We start from the raw sequence: 18,131 nt of genomic DNA on the forward strand, positions 1-18,131 counted from the left end.
CAGGATGCGGGAACGCGGGGAGCGGCGCCGGGAGCGGCGGGATCAGGCGCCGCCGGGGCCGTCGTGCAGGTTCCAGGGCAGGAGTTCGTACTCGTGATCGCACGGGGTGCCGGCGGTGACGCGGTATTCGCCCGTGGTCAGGTCGACGCAACTGGACAGGAGCGTCGCCCACTGTCGGACCGCCGGTCGGGCCGGATCCGGGTGGGTGCACAACGATTCGGGGTAGCCGAGGTGGTCGGACATCGCGGCGTGGATCAGCTTGCGGGTCTCGGCCGGGTCCCCCGCGTCCCGGCAGCGCCGCAGGCCGGCCTCGGCGCGCGGCACCCGGAGCAGCGAATCCGGCGCCGAGGGGCGGTAGTTCGCGGCCAGCTGGGTGGGCATGAAGGCCTGGTAGTGATTGCCGTGCACGAGCAGGCCGTCGTCGGGATACATCCAGCCGTTGGCGCCGGGGGTGGTCTCGACGTCGATCGCGAAGCCCGCGCGGTGGGTGAGCAGGGCGTTGCTGGCGATGTGTGCGCGGGTGCGGAAGAGCACGTCCAGTGCCTCGGCCGGGTTGGCGCAGTCGAGTACGCGGCGCCGGATCAGCGTCTGCGGGATGCCGATGGCGTGGTCGAAGCGTCCGCCGAGGCCGTTGGCGTTGAGGGCGAGGCCGGCCGAGTTGGCGCCCTGCCGGCCGACCTGGCCCGCCTCGACCTGCATCACCACGGTGGGCTTGCCGGGCTGGACCACGCGCACGACCATGACCGTCTCCCGCACGCCGTGGCGCCAGTCCCAGTTCTGGCCGGCGTACACGTGGCCGTCGCCGGAGGCCGGTTCGAGGAGGGCGAAGGAGGTGCAGCCGTCGGGGGTCTCGGGGGTCTCCGGGGTCGGCGATGCGGCCGGTGCGGCCGGGGCTCCCATCGCGGCGAAGGTGTCGTCGTAGATGATCTCGCCGCGGGCGTTGAGGGCGAGGATGTCGAGCAGGTCGAGGCCGGCGCCCTCGGCGATCCCGGTCATCTCCTCGACCAGGTCGGGGGCGAAGGCGCGGGACGGGGCGAGCCAGTGTTCGGCGCGGGCGGTGACCTGACTCCAGGTCAGGCCGCCGGCGGCGCCGAATGCCTCGGCGTAGTAGTCGACAGCGGTATGGATGAGCGCGCTCGCCCCTTCGCCGTACTGGCGGCCCCGGCTCCGGGGCTCGCCGCCGATCTCGATGGTCGGAAGGGACACGCCACTCACGTCGTCTCCTGGGGTGCTGGGGTATGGGGGTCCGCCGTGCGGGGTGTCGCTGGGGTCGCGGCGACACTTGTCGTCCCGGGTCGGTTCGATCCGAGCCGCTCTTCCGTAACAGTCATTACGAGATCGCGGTAACATGTATTGCTTGTTTCATGAGGAGAGTAATGGTTGATACCGGGGAGTCAAGAGGCGTGAGCGAACAACCGCAGGAGAATCCGGCACTGGCCCGAGTCCGGGCGGCGATCCGTGAGCAGTGGGCCGACCTGTCACCGGCCGAGCGGAACGTGGCCAGATACCTGACCAACTGCTCCCCCGAGCAGGTACTCTTCGCCAGCGCCGCGGACCTGGGCGCGACGATCGGCGTCAGCAACGCCACCGTGGTGCGCACCCTGCAACGCCTGGGCCTGGGCGGCCTGTCCGCGCTCAAGCGCGACATCGCCGCCGACTTCGTCACGGACGTGGCCCCCGAGGTGCGGGTCCGGCAGCGGATCACCCAGGTCGGCCAGGACCTCGACGGCATCCGCGCCAGGGTCTACGACGAGGCGATCGAACGGCTGGAACACGGCCGGGCCAACCTGGACGCGACCGCCTTCCGCCGGGCCACCCAACTGCTGGCCGACGCCGGCGAGGTGCTGGCGTACGGCGTCGGCGCCTCGGAATTGGCCGGCCGCCACCTCGCGCTCAAGCTCAACCGCATGGGCCGGCGAGCCCGCTTCGTGGGCACCACGGGCTTCGCGCTGGCCGACGAACTGCTCACGCTGCGCCGCCAGGACGTGGTGGTGATGTTCGTCCCGGGGCGATTCCTGCACGACATGGAGGTACTGCTGGACCGCGCCCGCGTACTCGGCGCCGGCATCGTGGTGGTCACCGACGAACTGGTGGAACGCCTGGCCGACACGGCGGACGCGGTCCTGTACGCCCCCCACACCCCGACCGGCATCACCACCGAATCCCTGGCCGCACTCGTCCTCGGCGACGCACTCCTACTGGCCGTCGCCTCCCTCGACGAAACCCGCTCCGTCGAACACTCCCACCAACTCACATCCCTCCGAGCCCAGCTCCTGGAACCAGGAGAGACCCGCCACAAACGCTGAAGACGCTCTTCAAGGGTGGAGCCGGGTATCGAAACCCTCGGAACACGTGCGGCTATTCGTCGAGGTACCGGTATCGGACGTCGGCCGGCGAGATGAAGAGGCGACCTTCGCGGACCTGCCATTCGGCCGCCCCGTCGACTTCGTGACCGGCAAGGAAGAGGCCCCGGACTCGGTCTCCGTCGTCATCGGAAGCCGGGATCCGGGCAATCTCTCGGAGCTGGTCAAGCAACCAGTCCCGGCACGACTCGCGGATGTCGGCGCCGTAGAAGATGTAGTGGGTCCAGTTGACGTGCCGGCGAGGTGTGCCCCATCCGTTGGAGTAGTGATCCTCTGCGTAGGACGAGATGATCTCGTGGATGGCGGCGAGTTGCTTCTCGTCGCACTCCAGCCATCCTCTGATCGACACGTAAGTACCCATTAATATTCCCGTTCCGGTGAACAGCACGGTGGGCCGGTCCTGCTCGACCCGGACGCGACGCGTGGAGACGCCCGCCGATGCGGCCGTCGGCGGCGGAGCGTGACCCGCGCACAGCCGCCACACTCCGCAGCGATCCTCGGCCGTCCGTTCCCGATGGGCAACCGAATAGCCGAGCTTCCGGCGTCGACGGCCTGGTCGCCGCCGAGGTCCGGACGTTCGATCGTCGCGCCGGCCGAGAGGAGTCGGCCGTGCCGGATCGGTCAGTCGTGGGTTGGTGGGTGTTCGGGCGCGGGAACCGTGGCCACGTCGCCTTCGGCTCGGCCCGCGCCGTCTCCGTGTACTGCGCCTTGGGCGCGGTGGGGCTTACGGCGCTCGCGGCGTCCGCGACCGCCGGCGCGCACGGCGCCTATTGGTGGGCCGTCGCCGTCCCGGGCGTGTTGTTCGGGCTCGGAACCGCGGCCGCCTTCACACCGATCACGCCGGCCGCGACCGCGGGTGTCCCGCCCGCCCGAGGCGGTGTGGCGGCCGGCTGCGTGGCCGGCGCATCGGTGGTGGCCCTCGTCACGATGCCACGAACTGCCCGACCGCCGGCGGACCGGGCGCCGACCTCGGGCACATGAAGCCCGCCCCCACACCACTCACGCCGCCCCGGGAGCACCTCGTGTCACGACCTCGTCAACCAGCCCCGGGAGGCTCGACCGCGCCGGCGGGCGCGCTCGCGCGTGGATCGGCGGCCTGTTGCCGCCGCGTGGGGGCTTCGGTGGGCGTGGTCGCCGTCAGCCACAGGCCCGTGAACACGGCGCCGATCAGGGTGACCACGCCGGCCACCAGGAACGCGCTGTTCAGGCCCGCCTCGAACGAGGCACCGTCGGACTGCCGCGTGCGCACGACGGCCCCGAGCACGGCCACGCCCAACACGGCGCCGATCTGGCGTGTGGTGCTGCTGATGCCCGCGGCAAGCCCTCCCTCCTGCGGGTCGACTGCCTGGATGGCGGCGCCGGTGAGCGGGGACATGGTCAGGGCGAAGCCGATACCGACGATCGCCAGTCGCCACCACACGTTCCCGTAGCCGGTGTGGGCGTGCACGAAGCCCAGTGCCAGCAGCCCGAGTCCGGCCAATGTCAGCCCTGCGGTCACCACGACGCGGAAGCCGTATCGGGCGGCAAGCCTGCCCGCGAACGGGCTGACGATCACCATCGCGAGCGTGGTCGGCAGCGTCTGCAGGCCGGCGCGCACCAGCGAACTGCCCTGGACGTATACGAAGAACTGGGAAAAGAAGAACGTCGAGCCCATGAGCGCGAAGCCCACCACGACCATGGCGGTGTTGGACACGGTGAACAGTCGCCGGCGGAACAACCGCGGCGGCAACACGGGGTTGGCGCGGCGCCCCTCGACGACGACGAAGGCGGCGAGGACCACGACCGCGACGGCGAAACCGCCCAGGATCAGCGGCGAGGTCCAGCCGCGGCTGCCGCCCTCGATCAGTGCATAGGTCAGCGCCCCCACGCCGAGGACGGACAACACCGTCCCGGGGACGTCGATCGCGGGCGCGTTCGGATTACGGGATTCGTCCAGGAGGCGCAGCCCGGCCGCCAGGAGCAGCACGCCGATGGGCACATTGATCAGGAAGATGGCGGGCCACCCGAAGGCATCGGCCAACAGGCCACCGGCCGGCGGGCCGGCGGCCAGGCCGATGCCGCTGAATCCGGCCCACAGTCCGATCGCCTTCACTCGTTCCTGCGGAACAGGATGAGCGGCGACGAGCAGGGCCAGCGACGCCGGGCTCAGCGCGGCGGCGCCGACACCCTGGAGCACCCGTCCGGCGAGCAGCCAGCCGACCGAGGGCGCCATGGCGCACATCAACGAAGCGAGGGTGAACACCGCCACGCCGGACAGGAACACCCGTTTTCGGCCGAAGCGGTCGGCGAACACGCCGCCGGACAGCAGCAACATGGCCACCAGCAGCACATAGGCGTCGACGATCCATTGCAGGCCGGTCAGTTCGGTATGCAGACGCTCCTGCATGTCGGGCAGCGCCGCGCCGACGATCGTGTTGTCGAGCAGCACCATGAACTGGCCCGCGCAGGTCGACGCGAGCAACGCCGTCCGGCTCGATCGACCGCCTGCGGCCACAGGCAATGCAGCCATGCTCGTCCCCCTTCTTCGCCCGGTACGACCGGGCATGACCGACTTGCCGGCACAAAGCAGCCCGGCAAGCCTCACAAACGCAAGTGACTACTGCGTTAGAGAGGACTGTAAAGCGCATCCGCCCACTAAGGCAAGCAGCAGCTGCGTTAAGGTGAGCGGATGGACGAGTCACGGATCGACGAACCGCGGATGGACGAACCACAACGAGCCCGGCGGCCCGGCGGGCGCAGTGCCCGCGTGCGCGCGGCGGTACACCAGGCCGTCGCGGACCTGGTCGGCGAACGCGGCTACAGCGGCTTCACCGTCGGCGAGGTCGCGGCCCGCGCCGGTGTGGCCGACACGAGCATCTACCGCAGGTGGGGCAGCCTGGAGAACCTGCTCGCCGACGTGACGAACTCCCGCCTGACCGCACGGTCGCCGATGCCCGACACCGGAAGCCTGTCCGGCGACCTCCACACCTACGCGGCCAACGTGGCCCGCGAAATCACCGGCCCCCACGGCCCGGCGGTGTTGCGCCTGACCATCGCGCTGTCCGACATGGACGAACAGGGCCTGCGGGCACGCGACGACTTCCTCGCCGAACGCTCCCGGCAACTGCAGTCGATGCTCGACCGCGCCGCCGAGCGCGGGGAAGACCCACCCGACGCGCTCGACGTACTCGACCACGTCATGGCCCCGATGTACATCCGGGTCCTGTTCGGGATCGGCGCACTCACTCCGGAGTACATCGACGGGCTGGTCGACCGACTGTTGTCGTGACCCGCCGCCGGCCGGGCAACCCCGCGATCGCCCCGGTCACGAATCGACCCACCCCGCCTCGCCCACACTTCGCCGCACCTCCTGGTCGGACCGAAATCGACCGGGCGTACACCCGATCAGACCCTTGAAGGTGCGGACGAAGTGGGGTTGATCGTGGTAGCCGGTCTCCGTGGCCGCCTCCGTCCACGACAGCCCCGCGTCATGCCGTCGCAACGCCGCGCGCAGGCGCAGGACTTGGGCCATGGTCTTGGGCGACGTGCCGATCTGCTCGCGGAAGCGCCGCTCCAGGCGCCGGACGCTCCAGCCGGCCGCGTCGGCCAGCTCGTCCACTCGCGCGCGTCCGTCCACTCGCAGCAACTCCCGCCAGGTGTCCACGACTTCGGGACAACAAAGCGGACCGTCCCGGAGCCGGGCGGCAAGCAGGTCCTCGACCAAGCCGAAACGGCCCGACCAGTCGGGGCATTCGGCCAGGCGTTCGTCGAAGTGCCGCTCCCGCGTGCCGAGCAGGTGCACGGGGTCCAGCGGGCGGTCAACCCATTCGGCCATCGGGAGGCCGCAGATCCGGTAGGCCGCGAGCGGCGTCAGCAGCACGGTGACGCCCGCCAGAACACCGGTGTGCTCGCCGATCACGGTCTTCGTACAACCCCCGGTGACCATCGAGGTTCCGGACACGGCACGCCTCGGGTCGATCGCGTCGACCACCCGCACCGGTTCGCCGAACCCGATCATCACCCTGACGACCCCGTCCGGCACGACCAACCGGTGTCTGGTACCACGGGCTCGGAGGCGGAATCCACGCAGGCCCAACACCTGTCCGCGCAATGCCGGACCCGCCCTTCGGGCCACGAACTCCCCTGCCTCCGCACCGTTTGCCGCAGGACTCACCTCGGCGCGGACGGCACTCGTCGCGCTCCCACCACCGCGCGCTTCGGGGCGCCTGTCCCCCGACGGTCGACCGGCTTCTCGCATATCGACGCACAGTAGCGTGTCGGTCACGACGCCGACGAGCCCGGAATCGGACTGTTCGGCTGCCGGACCGCGCCGCGGCCCCCCACCATGACGTATTCGTGCAATACACGCGCCCTCGGACCCGCCAATCTGGGACTCGGGCACGGCGATCCCGCACCGCCGGCTCCTCGGCCACGAATCGGTCGCGAATCGGTCGCGGGGCGGGCTGCGGGGCGGGCTGCGGACGGACGAAGAAGTACCGATATCGCTTCGACCGACCGGCTGCCCGTCGACGGGGGGCGGGCAGCACCGGGGGGAGGGCGCTGCCCGCGCCCGTGTCGCCGGTCCGGCCTCCCCGGCGAGCGGACCCGGCGCTCGCGACCGGTCGTGAACACCAAGACGCCCTCGGACGCGCCCGGGTCCTCGACCCGCGGCAGACACGAATCGCCACCTCGTGTGATGCCGCGCCCGATCCGCGGGGCCGCCGCCCGGGCCGGGGCACCACCCATGCCTCGGCCCGGAGCCGTGCTCGTCCTCATGCCCGGGAGGGAAGCACCGGGCAGCGAAGCCCATCCGGGCCCGGTGGGAACGACCGCGAACCCGCCGCCGAGCGTCAAGGCACCGTGACGACGATCTTGCCGCGTGCGTGGCCGAGGGCGCTGACGTCGTGCGCCGTGGCAATCTCCTTCAGCGGGAACACCGCGTGCAGCGGAACGGTGAGGCGGCCCGCGTCGGCCAGTTCGGCCGCCAGTGGCAGTCCGGGCCAGCCCGGCGACTCCCCCGCCTCGGAGCGGCAGAACCGCACACCGTGCCGAGCGGCGTCGAAGTCCGCGATGGTCACCACACGGTCCGGGTCACCGGCGATGGCCACAAGGTCGGCGAGCGAGCCCTTGCCGGCCGCGTCCAGAACCACATCGACCCCGCGCGGAGCGAGCGCGGCAACCCGATCGGCCAACCCCGCCCCGTAGGTGACCGGTACGACGCCCAACCGCTCCAGGAAACCGTGGTTTCCCTCGCTCGCGGTGCCGATCACCGCGAGGCCCCGGGCCCGGGCGAGTTGCGCCGTGATGGTGCCGACGCCCCCGGCGGCGCCCTCGATCAACAGCGTCATGCCCTCGGCGGCGGCCAGCGCCGCCAATACCCGCGTGGCCGTGTCGATGTTGCCCGCGGCGCCACCCGCCTCCTCGAAGGACCACGACCGAGGCTTGGGCGCCCACGCCTCCAGTACGGCGTACTCGGCCGCGGCGCCGCCCTGATCCACGAACGGAACAAGACCGAACACCGCGTCTCCCACGGCGGTGCCGATCACCCCCTCCCCCACCTCGTCGACGATTCCCGCGGCATCCATGCCCGGCGTATGCGGGAAGTCCAGGGAGACGAGGTCCCGCAGCCTCCCCGAACGCAGGTACCAGTCGGCAGGGGTGACACCGGTGGCGCGCACCGCGATGCGGACCCGCCCGGGCCCCGCGTGCGGCTCCTCGACCTCCTCGACCGCGAGAACCTCGGAACCGCCATAGCGGTGGTACTGCACAGCAAACACGGTCAACCTCCGTACACACGCCCGTCGTTCGGCGGGAGAATTGGTGGCCGCGCACCTTCGCGGCCGACGGTCGGCCGCGAAACACCGCGGCACCCCGTCACGCTAACCCGCCAAACGGACGACCCCTTCCGTTTGTGCTTAAGTGGGAGACATGCCTGCCCCACTGTCTCGGAACCCCCCTCGCAGCGCCTCCGGCGCCCCCGCCACGGGCCGGCGGGCCGACGCCCGGAACAACCGCGCCCGACTCCTCCGAGCCGCCCGCGAGGCGTACGCCCTGGACGGCCCCGGCGTGTCCTCCGGCGCGATCGCCCGCCGAGCGGGCGTGGGCGCCGCCACCCTCTACCGGCACTTCCCCACCCGCGGCTCGCTGATCGCCGCCGCGTTCTCCGAACAACTCGCCCAGTGCGTCGCCGCCCTCGACGAGGCCCTCCGGGACGACGATCCCTGGCGCGGACTGCGCACCGCCCTCACCAAGGTCTGCATGATGCAGGCCCACGACCGAGGGTTCAGCGCCGCGTTCCTGGCCGAATTCCCCGACGCGCCCGACGTCCGGCGCGAACGTGTCCGCGCCGAGGCGGGCCTGGCCCGGCTGGTACAGCGGGCGAAGGACGCCGGACAACTGCGCCGGGACTTCGACACCAGCGACGTCACCCTCCTGCTGCTGGCCAACAACGGCGTCCTGCGCGACTCCCCGGCGGACTCCGTCGCCGCATCCCGCCGCCTGCTCGCCTACTTCCTCCAGTCCTGCCGGCCATCGCCCGACACACCCCTGCCCGCCCCGGCCCCACTCCACCTCGACGACCTCCACCGGCCGGCGCGTCGAGCGGAGTGAGCGCCCCGCGTCGGAGCGCTGGATATCCGGCGTTCCCAGGGCTGTTCGAGCTGACAGGATGAGTGGCAGGGTCGCAGGGGACCGGTGGGAACGACAGAGGGTGGGAAGGCGTGCGCCGCTTCGGGCGAGCTTCGTTTGCGGGTCGGTCGGCCATGGGCCTCGCGGTCCTGCCGCTGCTGTTGGCGGCGTGTTCGTCCGGGGGCGACGGGCTACCGGGTATGCCTCGCGCCGACGCCACGGCGTCCGCCGTGCACTCCCCCGGCGGGGGCGCCGGCGACGCGGGCAGGACCCCGGAGAGCGGGGCGCCCGCGCCGGTCGGCGTCGTCCGGGTCGCGGTCGTCGGATCGCAGTGGCAGTGGGCCTTCAATTACCAGGAGGGTCCGGCGAACCGGGCCGGTGCGGTCTACGACGTCGGGACGCCCGGGAACACTCCCACGCTGTACCTCCCCCAGGGCGGGAACGTGCGGTTCGAGTTGACCTCGCTGGACGTCATCCACGCGTTCTGGGTGCCGTCGTTCCTCCTGAAGGTGGACGTCCTTCCCGACCGGATGACCGTTGCCGAGATCGTGCCCACGACCCTGGGCGAATTCGACGGCCAGTGCGCGGAGTTGTGCGGCGCGGACCACAACCGTATGCGTCTCAGGACGAAGGTCGTGACGGCCGAGGAGTACCAGCGGCACCTCGAGGAGCTGAAGACCAAGGGGCAGACCGGCGCGGTGTCCAACTGCCGGGATGCCGGCCGCTGTTGAACGCCATGGGGCGGCAACGCCCCACGGCGCGAGACCTAGGCCGTGTCCTGCGGATCATGTTCGGAGCCAGATGGCGAGGGCCGCGAGGATGATGGTTCCGTGGAAGACGTAGCCGCGTTTGTCGTATCGGGTCGCGACGGCGCGGAACTGTTTGAGGCGGCCGATCGCCCGCTCGACGGTGTTGCGTTGGCGGTATCGCTCGGGGTCGAATCCGGTCGGGCGGCCTCCGGCGGAACCTCGCCGGAGGCGATTCGCGATCTGGTCGTCGGGCTCGGGAATCGTGTGCCGGATGTGGCGTCTTCGCAGGTAGAGGCGGTTGTCGCGCGAGCTGTAGGCCTTGTCCGCGCTGACACTGTCGGGCCGGGTGCGGGGTCGGCCCGGCCCGATCCGCGGCACGCGTATCCCCTCCAGGACCGCCTCGAACTGCGGACTGTCGCCGCTTTGACCGGGCGTCAGGACGAGGGAGAGGAGACGGCATCGCCCGTCGGCGCTCAGATGGAACTTGGTGGTGAACCCGCCCCGGGAACGTCCGAGTTGCTCGCTTTCCGCACCACCTCCGCCAGGCGGTCGGCCAGGCCCCGCAGCACCGTCGCGTCTCGTTCGCTCCGAACGCGGACCCCCTTTTGGGCCGGGATCGGCGGCGGGGCGCCCCGCGCACCCGCCGCGTGGGGGTGCGCGCGCACGGTCGAGGAGTCGACCGAGACGTCCCAGTCGATCCCACCGACCGCGTCCGCCCTCGCCTGGACGGCGACCAGCAGCCGCGTCCACGTGCCGTCCGCCGACCAGCGACGATGCCGCTCGTGCACTGTCTTCCAGGGCCCGAAACGCTCCGGCAGATCCCGCCAGTGGATCCCCGTCCGCGTCCGGAACAACACCCCGTCGATCACCTGCCGATGATCACGCCACCGACCACCACGACGCCCCACCTCGGGCAGAAGCGGCCGCAACCGCTCCCACTCCTCGTCCGTCAGATCACCCCGGCCATCCACGATTAGTACAACGATCAGATGATCCGCAGGACACGGCCTAACCGCAGTTCATCGTCACGCTCGCGTAGAACACGTGGCCTCGGTACGGGTCGTCGAAGACCTCGGAGACCTGTGGCGCGTCGGCCGGTTCGCAGGAGTAGCGGCCGTCCGTGCGCGCCGAGCCCTGGGCGTCCTCGATCGCGGCGCGAACCGCGATGTCGGCGGTCGGGCCCATGCCCGCGCCGCAGTACAGTGCCGTCCCGCTCGCCATCGCCGGCGCGGCGGCGGACAGCAGGGCGGCGGCCAACCCGGCCACGAACAGTGCGCCCCGGGTCAGCCGCGTGGAAGTTGTCGCCATCGTCGATCCCCTCCTGATTCCGGCAGGGCCCCGACGGTGGGCCGGGCCCTGGAGTCTTTGTCACCTACACGGACGGCCGGTGGCACGGGTTCACCGGGCCGACGTTCACCCGTCCGCGTCCGCCCACCGGTCCAGGAGCGTCGCCGGGTCGTCTCCGCCGGGCGGTGGGATGTACCGCGCGCCCGGGGCGGCGTGTGCGGGCGGGGTGTAGGAGCCACGATCGATCAGGCGGCGAATGGTGGCGCGATGGATCTCGACCGTCGCCGAACACCTCGACCCAGCGGTCGTAGACGTCGTGCGGGGTGCACGAGCGCTCGCGGCACCAGACGTGCCGTCAGGCGTGGGAACGGTTCCGGGACCGGGCGGTGATCACCGCCCGGCGGTCGGATGCGGTCAGATGCGGTCGGCGGCGATCAGGAGGTATTGGAACGAGCCGTTGCGGTAGGAGTTGAGGAAGGCGTCCTCGATGCCGGTGGTGAGCGTGGACGTGGCGCGCAGTTCCCAGTAGGGCAGGGTGGCGGGGGTGAGGTCGATGATGGCCTGGGGCACGAAGCGGTTGTCGGCCATGGCCCGCAGGTATTCGCGGCGCGAGTGGATGTTGCATTCGAAGTGGGCGTTGATCTGGGACACCCACTTGGAGGGTTGCCCGTAGACGGGGTTCCAGCAGCCGGTGATGGTCACGTAGCGTCCGCCGGGGGCGAGGATGCGGGCGTGTTCGGCGAACAGGTCGTGCAGGTCGACGTACATGCTCGACTCGTTGTTCCACGAGGCCCGCGCCTGCCCGCTCGCGAAGGGCATGTCGAGCATGTTGCACACGTGGGCGCGCACGGAGGCGTCGATGTCGAGTTCGCGGGCGCGCCGGTTGGCGAACTCGGCCTGCTTGGCGGACAGGGTCACCCCGTCGACCGAGCATCCGAAGCGGTGGTGGGCCATCACCATGGAGCCGCCGCGACCACAACCGGCGTCCACCAGCCGGGCGTCGCGCCGAATCGGCCCGAGGTGATCCAGAAGCAGATCGGCCTGCGCGGACTCCAGTCGGTGCAGTTCGGCGATGAGCTTGGTCTCGCGGTCGCTGCCGTGGGAGTCGGCGAACGCGGCGTCGTCGACGGCCCCGATGCCGTAGTGGTGGTGGTAGAGGCCGTCCACGTCACCGAGGCGCAGGTTCACCGGCCGCGCCTCGTGATCCCAGTAGTGGGCGATGTCGCCCTGGTAGGGCGTCGCCGGACCGGGGATGGTCACCGAGATGGCGGGTTGGGCTGTCTGGGTCACGATGGATCTCCTCTTGGTTACCAGAAGTCGGGCAGGCCGTAGCGGTAGGTATTGGTCTGGTGCCAGTGGTGGTTGCCGTCGACCCACACCGCCACCCCGCGCAGGAAGCGGGACACCTGCGGCACGGGACACGCGAGCGCCAGCGCGGCGGCCTCGGCCTCGAAGGCGCGCATCAGGTCGTTGTGCACCTCGATGGCCTTGAGGAACGCCTCGCGCTCGTCGAGACCTTCACGTTCGGCGAGCACCACGGGCAGGTTCATGTGCCGCACCGGGGCGGCGAGTTCCTTGGTGTACGAGTACAGGTCGTTGACGATCGTGGTGGCATTGGACGCCAGCGCGATGACACGCTGCATGTCCGGCCGGGCGTGCAGGTCGGCGGGCAGTTCGTACCCGCCGACGGTGTCGGTGATGGTGGGACAGGGGCGGAAGTTGTTGAACTGCCGCATCGCCAGGTACTCCCACACCTCGGGCACGTACTCCGTCTGCGCCCACGCCGCCTCGGCGAGATATCCCAGGTGCAGGCGGGCCATGTCGTGCCGGAACCGATCCGCCCGGGAGCCGGCGGCGAGCCGCAGGAAGTAGTCCATCGCCGAGCGGTACGCCCGCCTCGGCGCGTCGCCTTCGAGCGAGCGTTCCCACGGCCCTTGGTACTCCGACGTGGTGTGCACCGCGTCAAGCGCGGTGTGCGCCATGAGCAGACGCCCGCCGAGGCCGACCGGTGAGCCGCCATGGTCCTCGCAGTAACAGTCGTCGAGCACGTTCTCCGCGGCCATCAACCGGGTGGCGACCATCAGATGCTCGATCGTGGGCGCATCGGGATGGCAGGCGACCATGTACCTGCCCAGCGAAAAGCCGTCGAACTGGTCCTCCCACTCCGGCGGGAACAACGCGACCTCGTCCACCGCCCAGTCCTTGATCCGACGACCGACCTCCGCCACCCGCACCTCGTCCGGCTCGGCCACCGGGTGGTAATACAAACCCGGAACCTCCCGACAGGGCCTCGATGGCTGCGCGCGCTGCGCCAGGTACAGACCCGCCGTACCCAGGCCGCTCGGACCGCGCAACGCGTGCTCCCAACCGTCGCGGGCCGCGACGTCGCGGGCGCCGGCTTCGGGAACTTCGGGCTCGGCCACGGGGTGGTGGAGGGCCGGGCTCTCCCGGGGCGGCTCCGGCGGTCCCGGGCGCCGCGCCGCGTACAGGGCGGACGTACCCAGGCCGCTCGGGCCGCGCAGCACCCGGTCCAGGACCTCGCGAGCCGGCTCCGGATCACCCCGGACGCCGTCCTCGGGCGCGGCACGGAGTGCGGCGGGCGCCGCCACGGCCCGTGGGCCCGGTGTCGGCACCGGATGGAGCGAGTGATCGGGCATCCGTGACTCCTTGGGTGATCGGATGGGGGGGTTGCCGAAAGTCGGGAATACACGGCCGGCGGTCCGGGAAAACGGCGGAGAGCAAATTCTCGTATCCGGTCGGTGGGGCCGCCCGTGGCGTCGGGGCGATGTGATTGTGCGCGTCGTGTCTCGTCTGCGGGGGGTCGAAATGGCGGATGGGCGGAGGGCGTGCTTTTCACATCCGGGAACAGGTTAGGTCGACTCCCCGATTCGGCGAGGAGGAGAGGTCGATTGTCATTCGATGTAGTGAACTTCCGGTTGCGTGTTTGCCGGGCGCACACAATGGCCGACCTGTGCCTCACGCGCCTACGAGCGGGTGGCGCCCGGGCCGACGGAGCCTCGGCGGGCGCACGGGCGGACCCTGATGGCCGTCGGGGATCAACCGGTTTCGATCCGGTGGAAAACGGGTGATGCGCCGCAATCCGGAAGTGCGACGAGTGATTCCGCTTTCCTGCTTCGCGCCGAGGCGAAACCCGAATCCCTTTCCAGGAACGGCGCCGTCGTGTTTGATCGGCCGAAACCCCGTTCAATTACCGCACGTCGGGCACGTCATTCACTCTATCGTGTAATAGCAGATTCACCCTCGTTGTTGTCAGGCTGTTCCCGTCCGCTCCAAGCTCGGAGGAAGAGGCGTTTCATGTCGGTCGACGCAAATCCGCAGCCATCCGCGGATCGGGAATGGGAACAACAGAGCCTGGACACCGCAGCGGCGCGGAATCTGGCGACGACGACCAAGTCCGTCCCGCAGATGCGGGAGATCAGCTCCCGGTGGCTGCTGCGGATGTTGCCGTGGGTGCGGGTGCAGGGCGGTACGTACCGGGTGAACCGGAGGCTGAGCTACGCGGTGGGCGACGGGCGGGTCACCTTCGTGCAGACCGCGGGCCGGGTCGAGGTGATCCCGGCCGAACTGGGTGACCTGCCGGCGCTGCGGAACTACCCCGACGAGGCCGTGCTGACGGAGCTGGCCCGGCGTTGCGAGCAGCGTGAATACCCGGCGGGCGCGGTGCTGGCCGAGTCCGGGGCGAGCGTCGAGCGGGTGTTCCTGCTGGCGCACGGACGCGTCGACCGAGTGGGGTCGGGGCCGTACGGCGGTGAAACCGTTCTGGGCGCGCTGGCGGACGGCGCGTACTTCGGCGACGAGTGTCTGACCGCGGCGGAGCCGACCTGGCCGTGCACGTTCCGGGCGAGCACGCCGTGCACGGTGTTGGAACTGACCCGCGCCGACGTGCGGAGCCTCGCCGAGCGGGCCGAGTCGCTGCGCGCGCATCTCGACGGCGTGGCGCGGATCCCGAAGCAGCGGACCAACAAGTACGGCGAGGCGGCGATCGATCTGATCGCCGGCCATGTCGGTGAGGCGGTCCTCCCGCACACGTTTGTGGACTACGAACTCGCGCCGCGCGAGTACGAACTCTCCGTGGCCCAGACCGTGCTCAAGGTCCACACCCGGGTCGCGGACCTCTACAACGAGCCGATGAACCAGACGGAACAGCAGTTGCGCCTGACGGTGGAGGCGCTGCGCGAGCGCCAGGAGTACGAGCTGGTCAACAACAGCGAGTTCGGCCTGCTCGCCAACTGCGACCACAGCCAGCGCATCCAACCCCACGACGGCGTCCCCAGTCCCGACGACATGGACGAACTGCTCTCCCGTCGCCGCGGCAACAAGTTCTTCCTCGCCCACCCCAAGGCGATCGCCGCCTTCGGACGCGAGTGCAACGCGCGCGGTCTGGTCCCGGATTCGGTGGACTTCAACGGACACCGGCTTCCGGCCTGGCGCGGTGTTCCCATCTTCCCGTGCGGAAAGATCCCGCTCACCGAGCAGCGCACGACGTCGATCCTCTGCATGCGCACCGGCGAGGATGAACAAGGCGTCGTCGGCCTGCGGCAGGAGGGCATCCCCGACGAGATCGAACCGAGCCTGTCGGTGCGCTTCATGGGCATCAACGAGCAGGCGATCATCTCGTATCTGGTCAGCGCCTACTACTCGGCCGCGATCCTGGTCCCGGACGCGCTCGGCATTCTGGAGAACGTCGAGGTCGGTCGCCGCCGCTGACCGGGGAGGGTGGCGCTATCGTGGTGAGCGCAGTGATGCCGAGGCGCGGAGGTCCGGATGGCCGGGTTCGAATGCCTGTGTGGTCACGGACGTTCCCGGCACAGTGGGCCGCCCGAACGCCGGGGCGGGTGCCGGAACTGCACGTGTGCGGAGTACGTGTACGCGGCCGAAGCCGTCGCGCGGTCACGCATGCCGGCCGCGCAGCCCCCGCAGGAGGAGCGCAAGCCGCATCCGAGTTGCCCGCTGCAAGACCCCGACTGCATCGGCTTCCACCCGACGATCGGCTGGTAGCGCCCGCGTGCACGGGTGTACGGACGCGTGTCGAGAGCGGAGGTTGTGATGGGGGCTGCCGAGGATGCGCCGAACCACGCGCAGCGGATGGGCATCGTGCCGGCCATGGTGGTTCGGGAACTGGGCTGGGACGACGACACCGACGACCAGATCCGCGCCGAGATCGAGGACACGATCGGCGACGCGATGGTGGACGACGAAACCGAAGATGCCGTGGACGCCGTCCTGCTGTGGTGGCGAGCCGGTGACGGCGACCTGGCCTGCGAACTCACCGATGTGGTACGGGCCTTGGCCGACCCGGGCGCGATCTGGGTCCTCACCCCCATGACGGGCAAGCCCGGCCACGTCGACCGGAGCGAGGTCGCCGAGGAAGCGCACGCGGCCGGCCTCGTCCGCGTGGCTACCGTCGCTCTCGGAGCGTGGTCCGGCAACCACCTCGCCCGACCCGAACCAGCCTCCGCATAGCGCTGGTTCGTCGCCTCCGGGTGTGCGGCTCGCGCCACGGCCCGGCCGGCCGCTCGGGGCGGCCGGCCGGGCCGTTTGCGGGATTCACATCCGATGGATCGTCAATCCTTGTGATCGTGCACCGTGTTGGTCTCCTGGATCTTCTTCCAGGACTTCGGCTCCGGCGCCACGTCCGCCGTGGCCCTCGGCGTCAGGCCCGGCTTCGCCGTGCCCGGCGCCGCCACTCCGGCCGATCCCGCTGCGGGCTTCGACGGCGTGAACAGCCAGGTGGTGAACAGTTCGGCCAGCGGCTTGCCGGAGATCCGCTCCGCGTACGCCTGGAAGTCCTGGACGGTGGCGTTGCCGTACCTGCGCTCGGTCGGCCAGCCCTTCAGGATCTGGAAGAACTTCTCGTCCCCGACGGCGTTGCGCAGCGCCTGCACCGCCACCGCGCCCCGGTCGTAGACCGCGCCGGCGAACTGCTGGTCCGGCCCCGGGTCGCCCGGCTTGATGGTCCAGAATACGTTGTCGGCCGGGTAGAGGTTGTAGACGTAGTCGGCCAACTCCTGGGCCGTGCCCTCGTTTTCGTGCTCGGACCACAACCACTGCGAGTACCGGGCGAAGCCCTCGTTGAGCCAGATGTCGCTCCAGCGCCGCACGGACACGCTGTCCCCGTACCACTGGTGGGCCAGTTCGTGCACCACGACGGAGGTGTTGGCCCCGCGGGCGAACTGCGCCGGGCTGTAGAAGATCTGACCCTGCGTCTCCAACGCGTAGCCGGTGGGCACGTTGGGCACATAGCCGCCGACGGTGCCGAACGGGTACGGGCCGAATCGGCCGCTGAGCCAGTCGACCAGCTCGCCGGTCCGCTCGACACTGGCCTGCGCCGCGCCGGCGTTGTCGCCGAGGTCCCTGCTGTACGCGGTGATGACGGGCAGTCCGCCGGGGGTGGTGTCGGTGCGGATGTCGAACTTGCCGATCGCCACCGTGGCCAGGTAGGTGGCCTGCGGCTTGGTCTGCCGGTAGTTGTAGCGGGTCCAGCCGGCCCGCGAACTCTGCGTCGAGGTGCCGTTGCTGATCACCTGGGTGCCGTCAGGGACCAGTACGGAGACATCGAACGTGGCCTTGTCGGTCGGGTGGTCGTTGCTCGGGTACCACCAGGCCGCGCCCTCGGGCTCGTTGGCGGCGATGCCGCCGTCGGGGGTGCGCAACCAGCCCGACACGCCACCGCGCAGGACCGTGCCGGGGCGGTCGGCGTAGCGGACGACGACGGTGATCGGGCTGCCCTTGGTGATCACCCGGGCGGGGGTGATCTCCAGTTCGTGCTCACCGGTGGCGGCGAACGTGGCGGGGCGGCCGTTGACCAGCACCTCGCTCACCTTCAGCACGAAGTCGAGGTCGAAGCGGGTGAGGTCCTGACCGGCGGTGGCCAGGATGGTGGTGGTGCCCTCTAAGTCGTCGGTGGCGGGCTGGTACTTGAGCCGGATGTCGTAGTGCGAGACGTCGTAGCCGCCGTTGCCGGCGGTCGGGTAGTAGGGGTCGCCGATGCCCGGGGCTCCCGGGCCGGCCTGGGCGGCGGCCGAGGCGGAGGCGGGGACGGACAGGAGCAGGGCGAGCGCGCCTGCGGCGGCAGAGACGGTCAGCCTCGTGCGCACAGTGGTCC

At 70.5% G+C, this 18,131-nt stretch carries 19 protein-coding genes; 8 read left to right on the forward strand and 11 right to left on the reverse strand.

Annotated elements, in window-relative coordinates; translation table 11 throughout:
• Positions 1 to 42: 42 nt before the first annotated feature.
• The gene (locus ACMXN5_RS34455) at positions 43 to 1,206 is read right to left on the reverse strand and encodes a C45 family autoproteolytic acyltransferase/hydolase (protein WP_439681341.1); all 1,164 of its coding nucleotides are present in this window, start codon (positions 1,204 to 1,206) and stop codon (positions 43 to 45) included.
• Positions 1,207 to 1,403: 197 nt separating this feature from the next.
• Here ACMXN5_RS34455 and ACMXN5_RS34460 point away from each other — a divergent pair, with 197 nt between their 5' ends.
• Positions 1,404 to 2,306: a MurR/RpiR family transcriptional regulator gene (locus ACMXN5_RS34460; protein ID WP_439678825.1), complete on the forward strand. Its 903-nt coding sequence runs from the start codon at positions 1,404 to 1,406 to the stop codon at positions 2,304 to 2,306.
• 52 nt (positions 2,307 to 2,358) lie between these two features.
• Here ACMXN5_RS34460 and ACMXN5_RS34465 read toward each other — a convergent pair whose 3' ends face one another.
• A complete protein-coding gene (locus tag ACMXN5_RS34465; protein WP_439678826.1) occupies positions 2,359 to 2,724 on the reverse strand; it encodes a hypothetical protein in 366 nt (121 codons plus the stop codon).
• A gap of 248 nt (positions 2,725 to 2,972) precedes the next feature.
• Between ACMXN5_RS34465 and ACMXN5_RS34470 the strand changes: the two genes are divergently transcribed.
• Positions 2,973 to 3,344 (forward strand): hypothetical protein, encoded by a 372-nt coding sequence (locus ACMXN5_RS34470; RefSeq protein WP_439678827.1) that lies wholly within the window; start codon positions 2,973 to 2,975, stop codon positions 3,342 to 3,344.
• 55 nt (positions 3,345 to 3,399) lie between these two features.
• Here ACMXN5_RS34470 and ACMXN5_RS34475 read toward each other — a convergent pair whose 3' ends face one another.
• Positions 3,400 to 4,872: an MFS transporter gene (locus ACMXN5_RS34475; RefSeq protein ID WP_439678828.1), complete on the reverse strand. Its 1,473-nt coding sequence runs from the start codon at positions 4,870 to 4,872 to the stop codon at positions 3,400 to 3,402.
• 189 nt (positions 4,873 to 5,061) lie between these two features.
• Between ACMXN5_RS34475 and ACMXN5_RS34480 the strand changes: the two genes are divergently transcribed.
• Positions 5,062 to 5,631 (forward strand): TetR/AcrR family transcriptional regulator, encoded by a 570-nt coding sequence (locus ACMXN5_RS34480; protein ID WP_395795075.1) that lies wholly within the window; start codon positions 5,062 to 5,064, stop codon positions 5,629 to 5,631.
• A gap of 36 nt (positions 5,632 to 5,667) precedes the next feature.
• Here the strand turns inward: ACMXN5_RS34480 and ACMXN5_RS34485 are convergent, their stop codons facing one another.
• Entirely contained in the window at positions 5,668 to 6,384 is a 717-nt protein-coding gene (locus ACMXN5_RS34485) for a helix-turn-helix domain-containing protein (protein WP_439678829.1), read from the reverse strand.
• Positions 6,385 to 7,192: 808 nt separating this feature from the next.
• A complete protein-coding gene (locus ACMXN5_RS34490) occupies positions 7,193 to 8,119 on the reverse strand; it encodes an NADP-dependent oxidoreductase (RefSeq protein ID WP_439678830.1) in 927 nt (308 codons plus the stop codon).
• Between the two features lie 151 nt (positions 8,120 to 8,270).
• Between ACMXN5_RS34490 and ACMXN5_RS34495 the strand changes: the two genes are divergently transcribed.
• Both ACMXN5_RS34495 and ACMXN5_RS34500 read left to right on the forward strand, forming a co-directional pair.
• Positions 8,271 to 8,951, forward strand: coding sequence for a TetR/AcrR family transcriptional regulator (locus ACMXN5_RS34495; RefSeq protein WP_439678831.1), 681 nt, complete (start codon positions 8,271 to 8,273; stop codon positions 8,949 to 8,951).
• 152 nt (positions 8,952 to 9,103) lie between these two features.
• Positions 9,104 to 9,700, forward strand: coding sequence for a hypothetical protein (locus ACMXN5_RS34500; protein ID WP_439678832.1), 597 nt, complete (start codon positions 9,104 to 9,106; stop codon positions 9,698 to 9,700).
• A gap of 54 nt (positions 9,701 to 9,754) precedes the next feature.
• Here ACMXN5_RS34500 and ACMXN5_RS34505 read toward each other — a convergent pair whose 3' ends face one another.
• From ACMXN5_RS34505 to ACMXN5_RS34525, 5 genes are all read right to left on the reverse strand, one after another.
• A complete protein-coding gene (locus tag ACMXN5_RS34505; RefSeq protein WP_439681342.1) occupies positions 9,755 to 10,195 on the reverse strand; it encodes a transposase in 441 nt (146 codons plus the stop codon).
• Complete coding sequence (locus ACMXN5_RS34510; RefSeq protein ID WP_439678833.1) at positions 10,192 to 10,689, reverse strand: IS5 family transposase; 498 nt, start codon at positions 10,687 to 10,689, stop codon at positions 10,192 to 10,194. The genes ACMXN5_RS34505 and ACMXN5_RS34510 overlap by 4 nt, the downstream gene beginning before the upstream one ends.
• A 37-nt stretch (positions 10,690 to 10,726) precedes the next feature.
• The gene (locus tag ACMXN5_RS34515; protein ID WP_439678834.1) at positions 10,727 to 11,026 is read right to left on the reverse strand and encodes a hypothetical protein; all 300 of its coding nucleotides are present in this window, start codon (positions 11,024 to 11,026) and stop codon (positions 10,727 to 10,729) included.
• Between the two features lie 393 nt (positions 11,027 to 11,419).
• Positions 11,420 to 12,295, reverse strand: a complete 876-nt coding sequence (locus ACMXN5_RS34520) for a geranyl diphosphate 2-C-methyltransferase (protein ID WP_439678835.1) — start codon at positions 12,293 to 12,295, stop codon at positions 11,420 to 11,422.
• A gap of 17 nt (positions 12,296 to 12,312) precedes the next feature.
• Positions 12,313 to 13,662, reverse strand: coding sequence for a family 2 encapsulin nanocompartment cargo protein terpene cyclase (locus ACMXN5_RS34525; RefSeq protein ID WP_439678836.1), 1,350 nt, complete (start codon positions 13,660 to 13,662; stop codon positions 12,313 to 12,315).
• Positions 13,663 to 14,320: 658 nt separating this feature from the next.
• On the opposite strand from ACMXN5_RS34525, the gene ACMXN5_RS34530 reads away from it, so the two are divergent.
• The 3 genes from ACMXN5_RS34530 to ACMXN5_RS34540 all read left to right on the forward strand — a co-directional run bounded on the left by ACMXN5_RS34530 (position 14,321) and on the right by ACMXN5_RS34540 (position 16,489).
• Entirely contained in the window at positions 14,321 to 15,733 is a 1,413-nt protein-coding gene (locus ACMXN5_RS34530) for a family 2B encapsulin nanocompartment shell protein (protein WP_439678837.1), read from the forward strand.
• A gap of 156 nt (positions 15,734 to 15,889) precedes the next feature.
• Positions 15,890 to 16,024, forward strand: a complete 135-nt coding sequence (locus ACMXN5_RS34535; RefSeq protein WP_439678838.1) for a hypothetical protein — start codon at positions 15,890 to 15,892, stop codon at positions 16,022 to 16,024.
• Positions 16,025 to 16,072: 48 nt separating this feature from the next.
• On the forward strand, positions 16,073 to 16,489 hold the full coding sequence (locus tag ACMXN5_RS34540) for a DUF3052 domain-containing protein (RefSeq protein WP_439678839.1): 417 nt from the start codon (positions 16,073 to 16,075) through the stop codon (positions 16,487 to 16,489).
• 101 nt (positions 16,490 to 16,590) lie between these two features.
• On the opposite strand, the gene ACMXN5_RS34545 is transcribed toward ACMXN5_RS34540, so the two are convergent.
• The gene (locus ACMXN5_RS34545) at positions 16,591 to 18,123 is read right to left on the reverse strand and encodes a M1 family metallopeptidase (RefSeq protein WP_439678840.1); all 1,533 of its coding nucleotides are present in this window, start codon (positions 18,121 to 18,123) and stop codon (positions 16,591 to 16,593) included.
• Between the last annotated feature and the right edge of the window lie 8 nt (positions 18,124 to 18,131).

Source organism: Embleya australiensis, from assembly GCF_051903075.1.
In the GTDB taxonomy this organism is placed as follows: domain Bacteria; phylum Actinomycetota; class Actinomycetes; order Streptomycetales; family Streptomycetaceae; genus Embleya.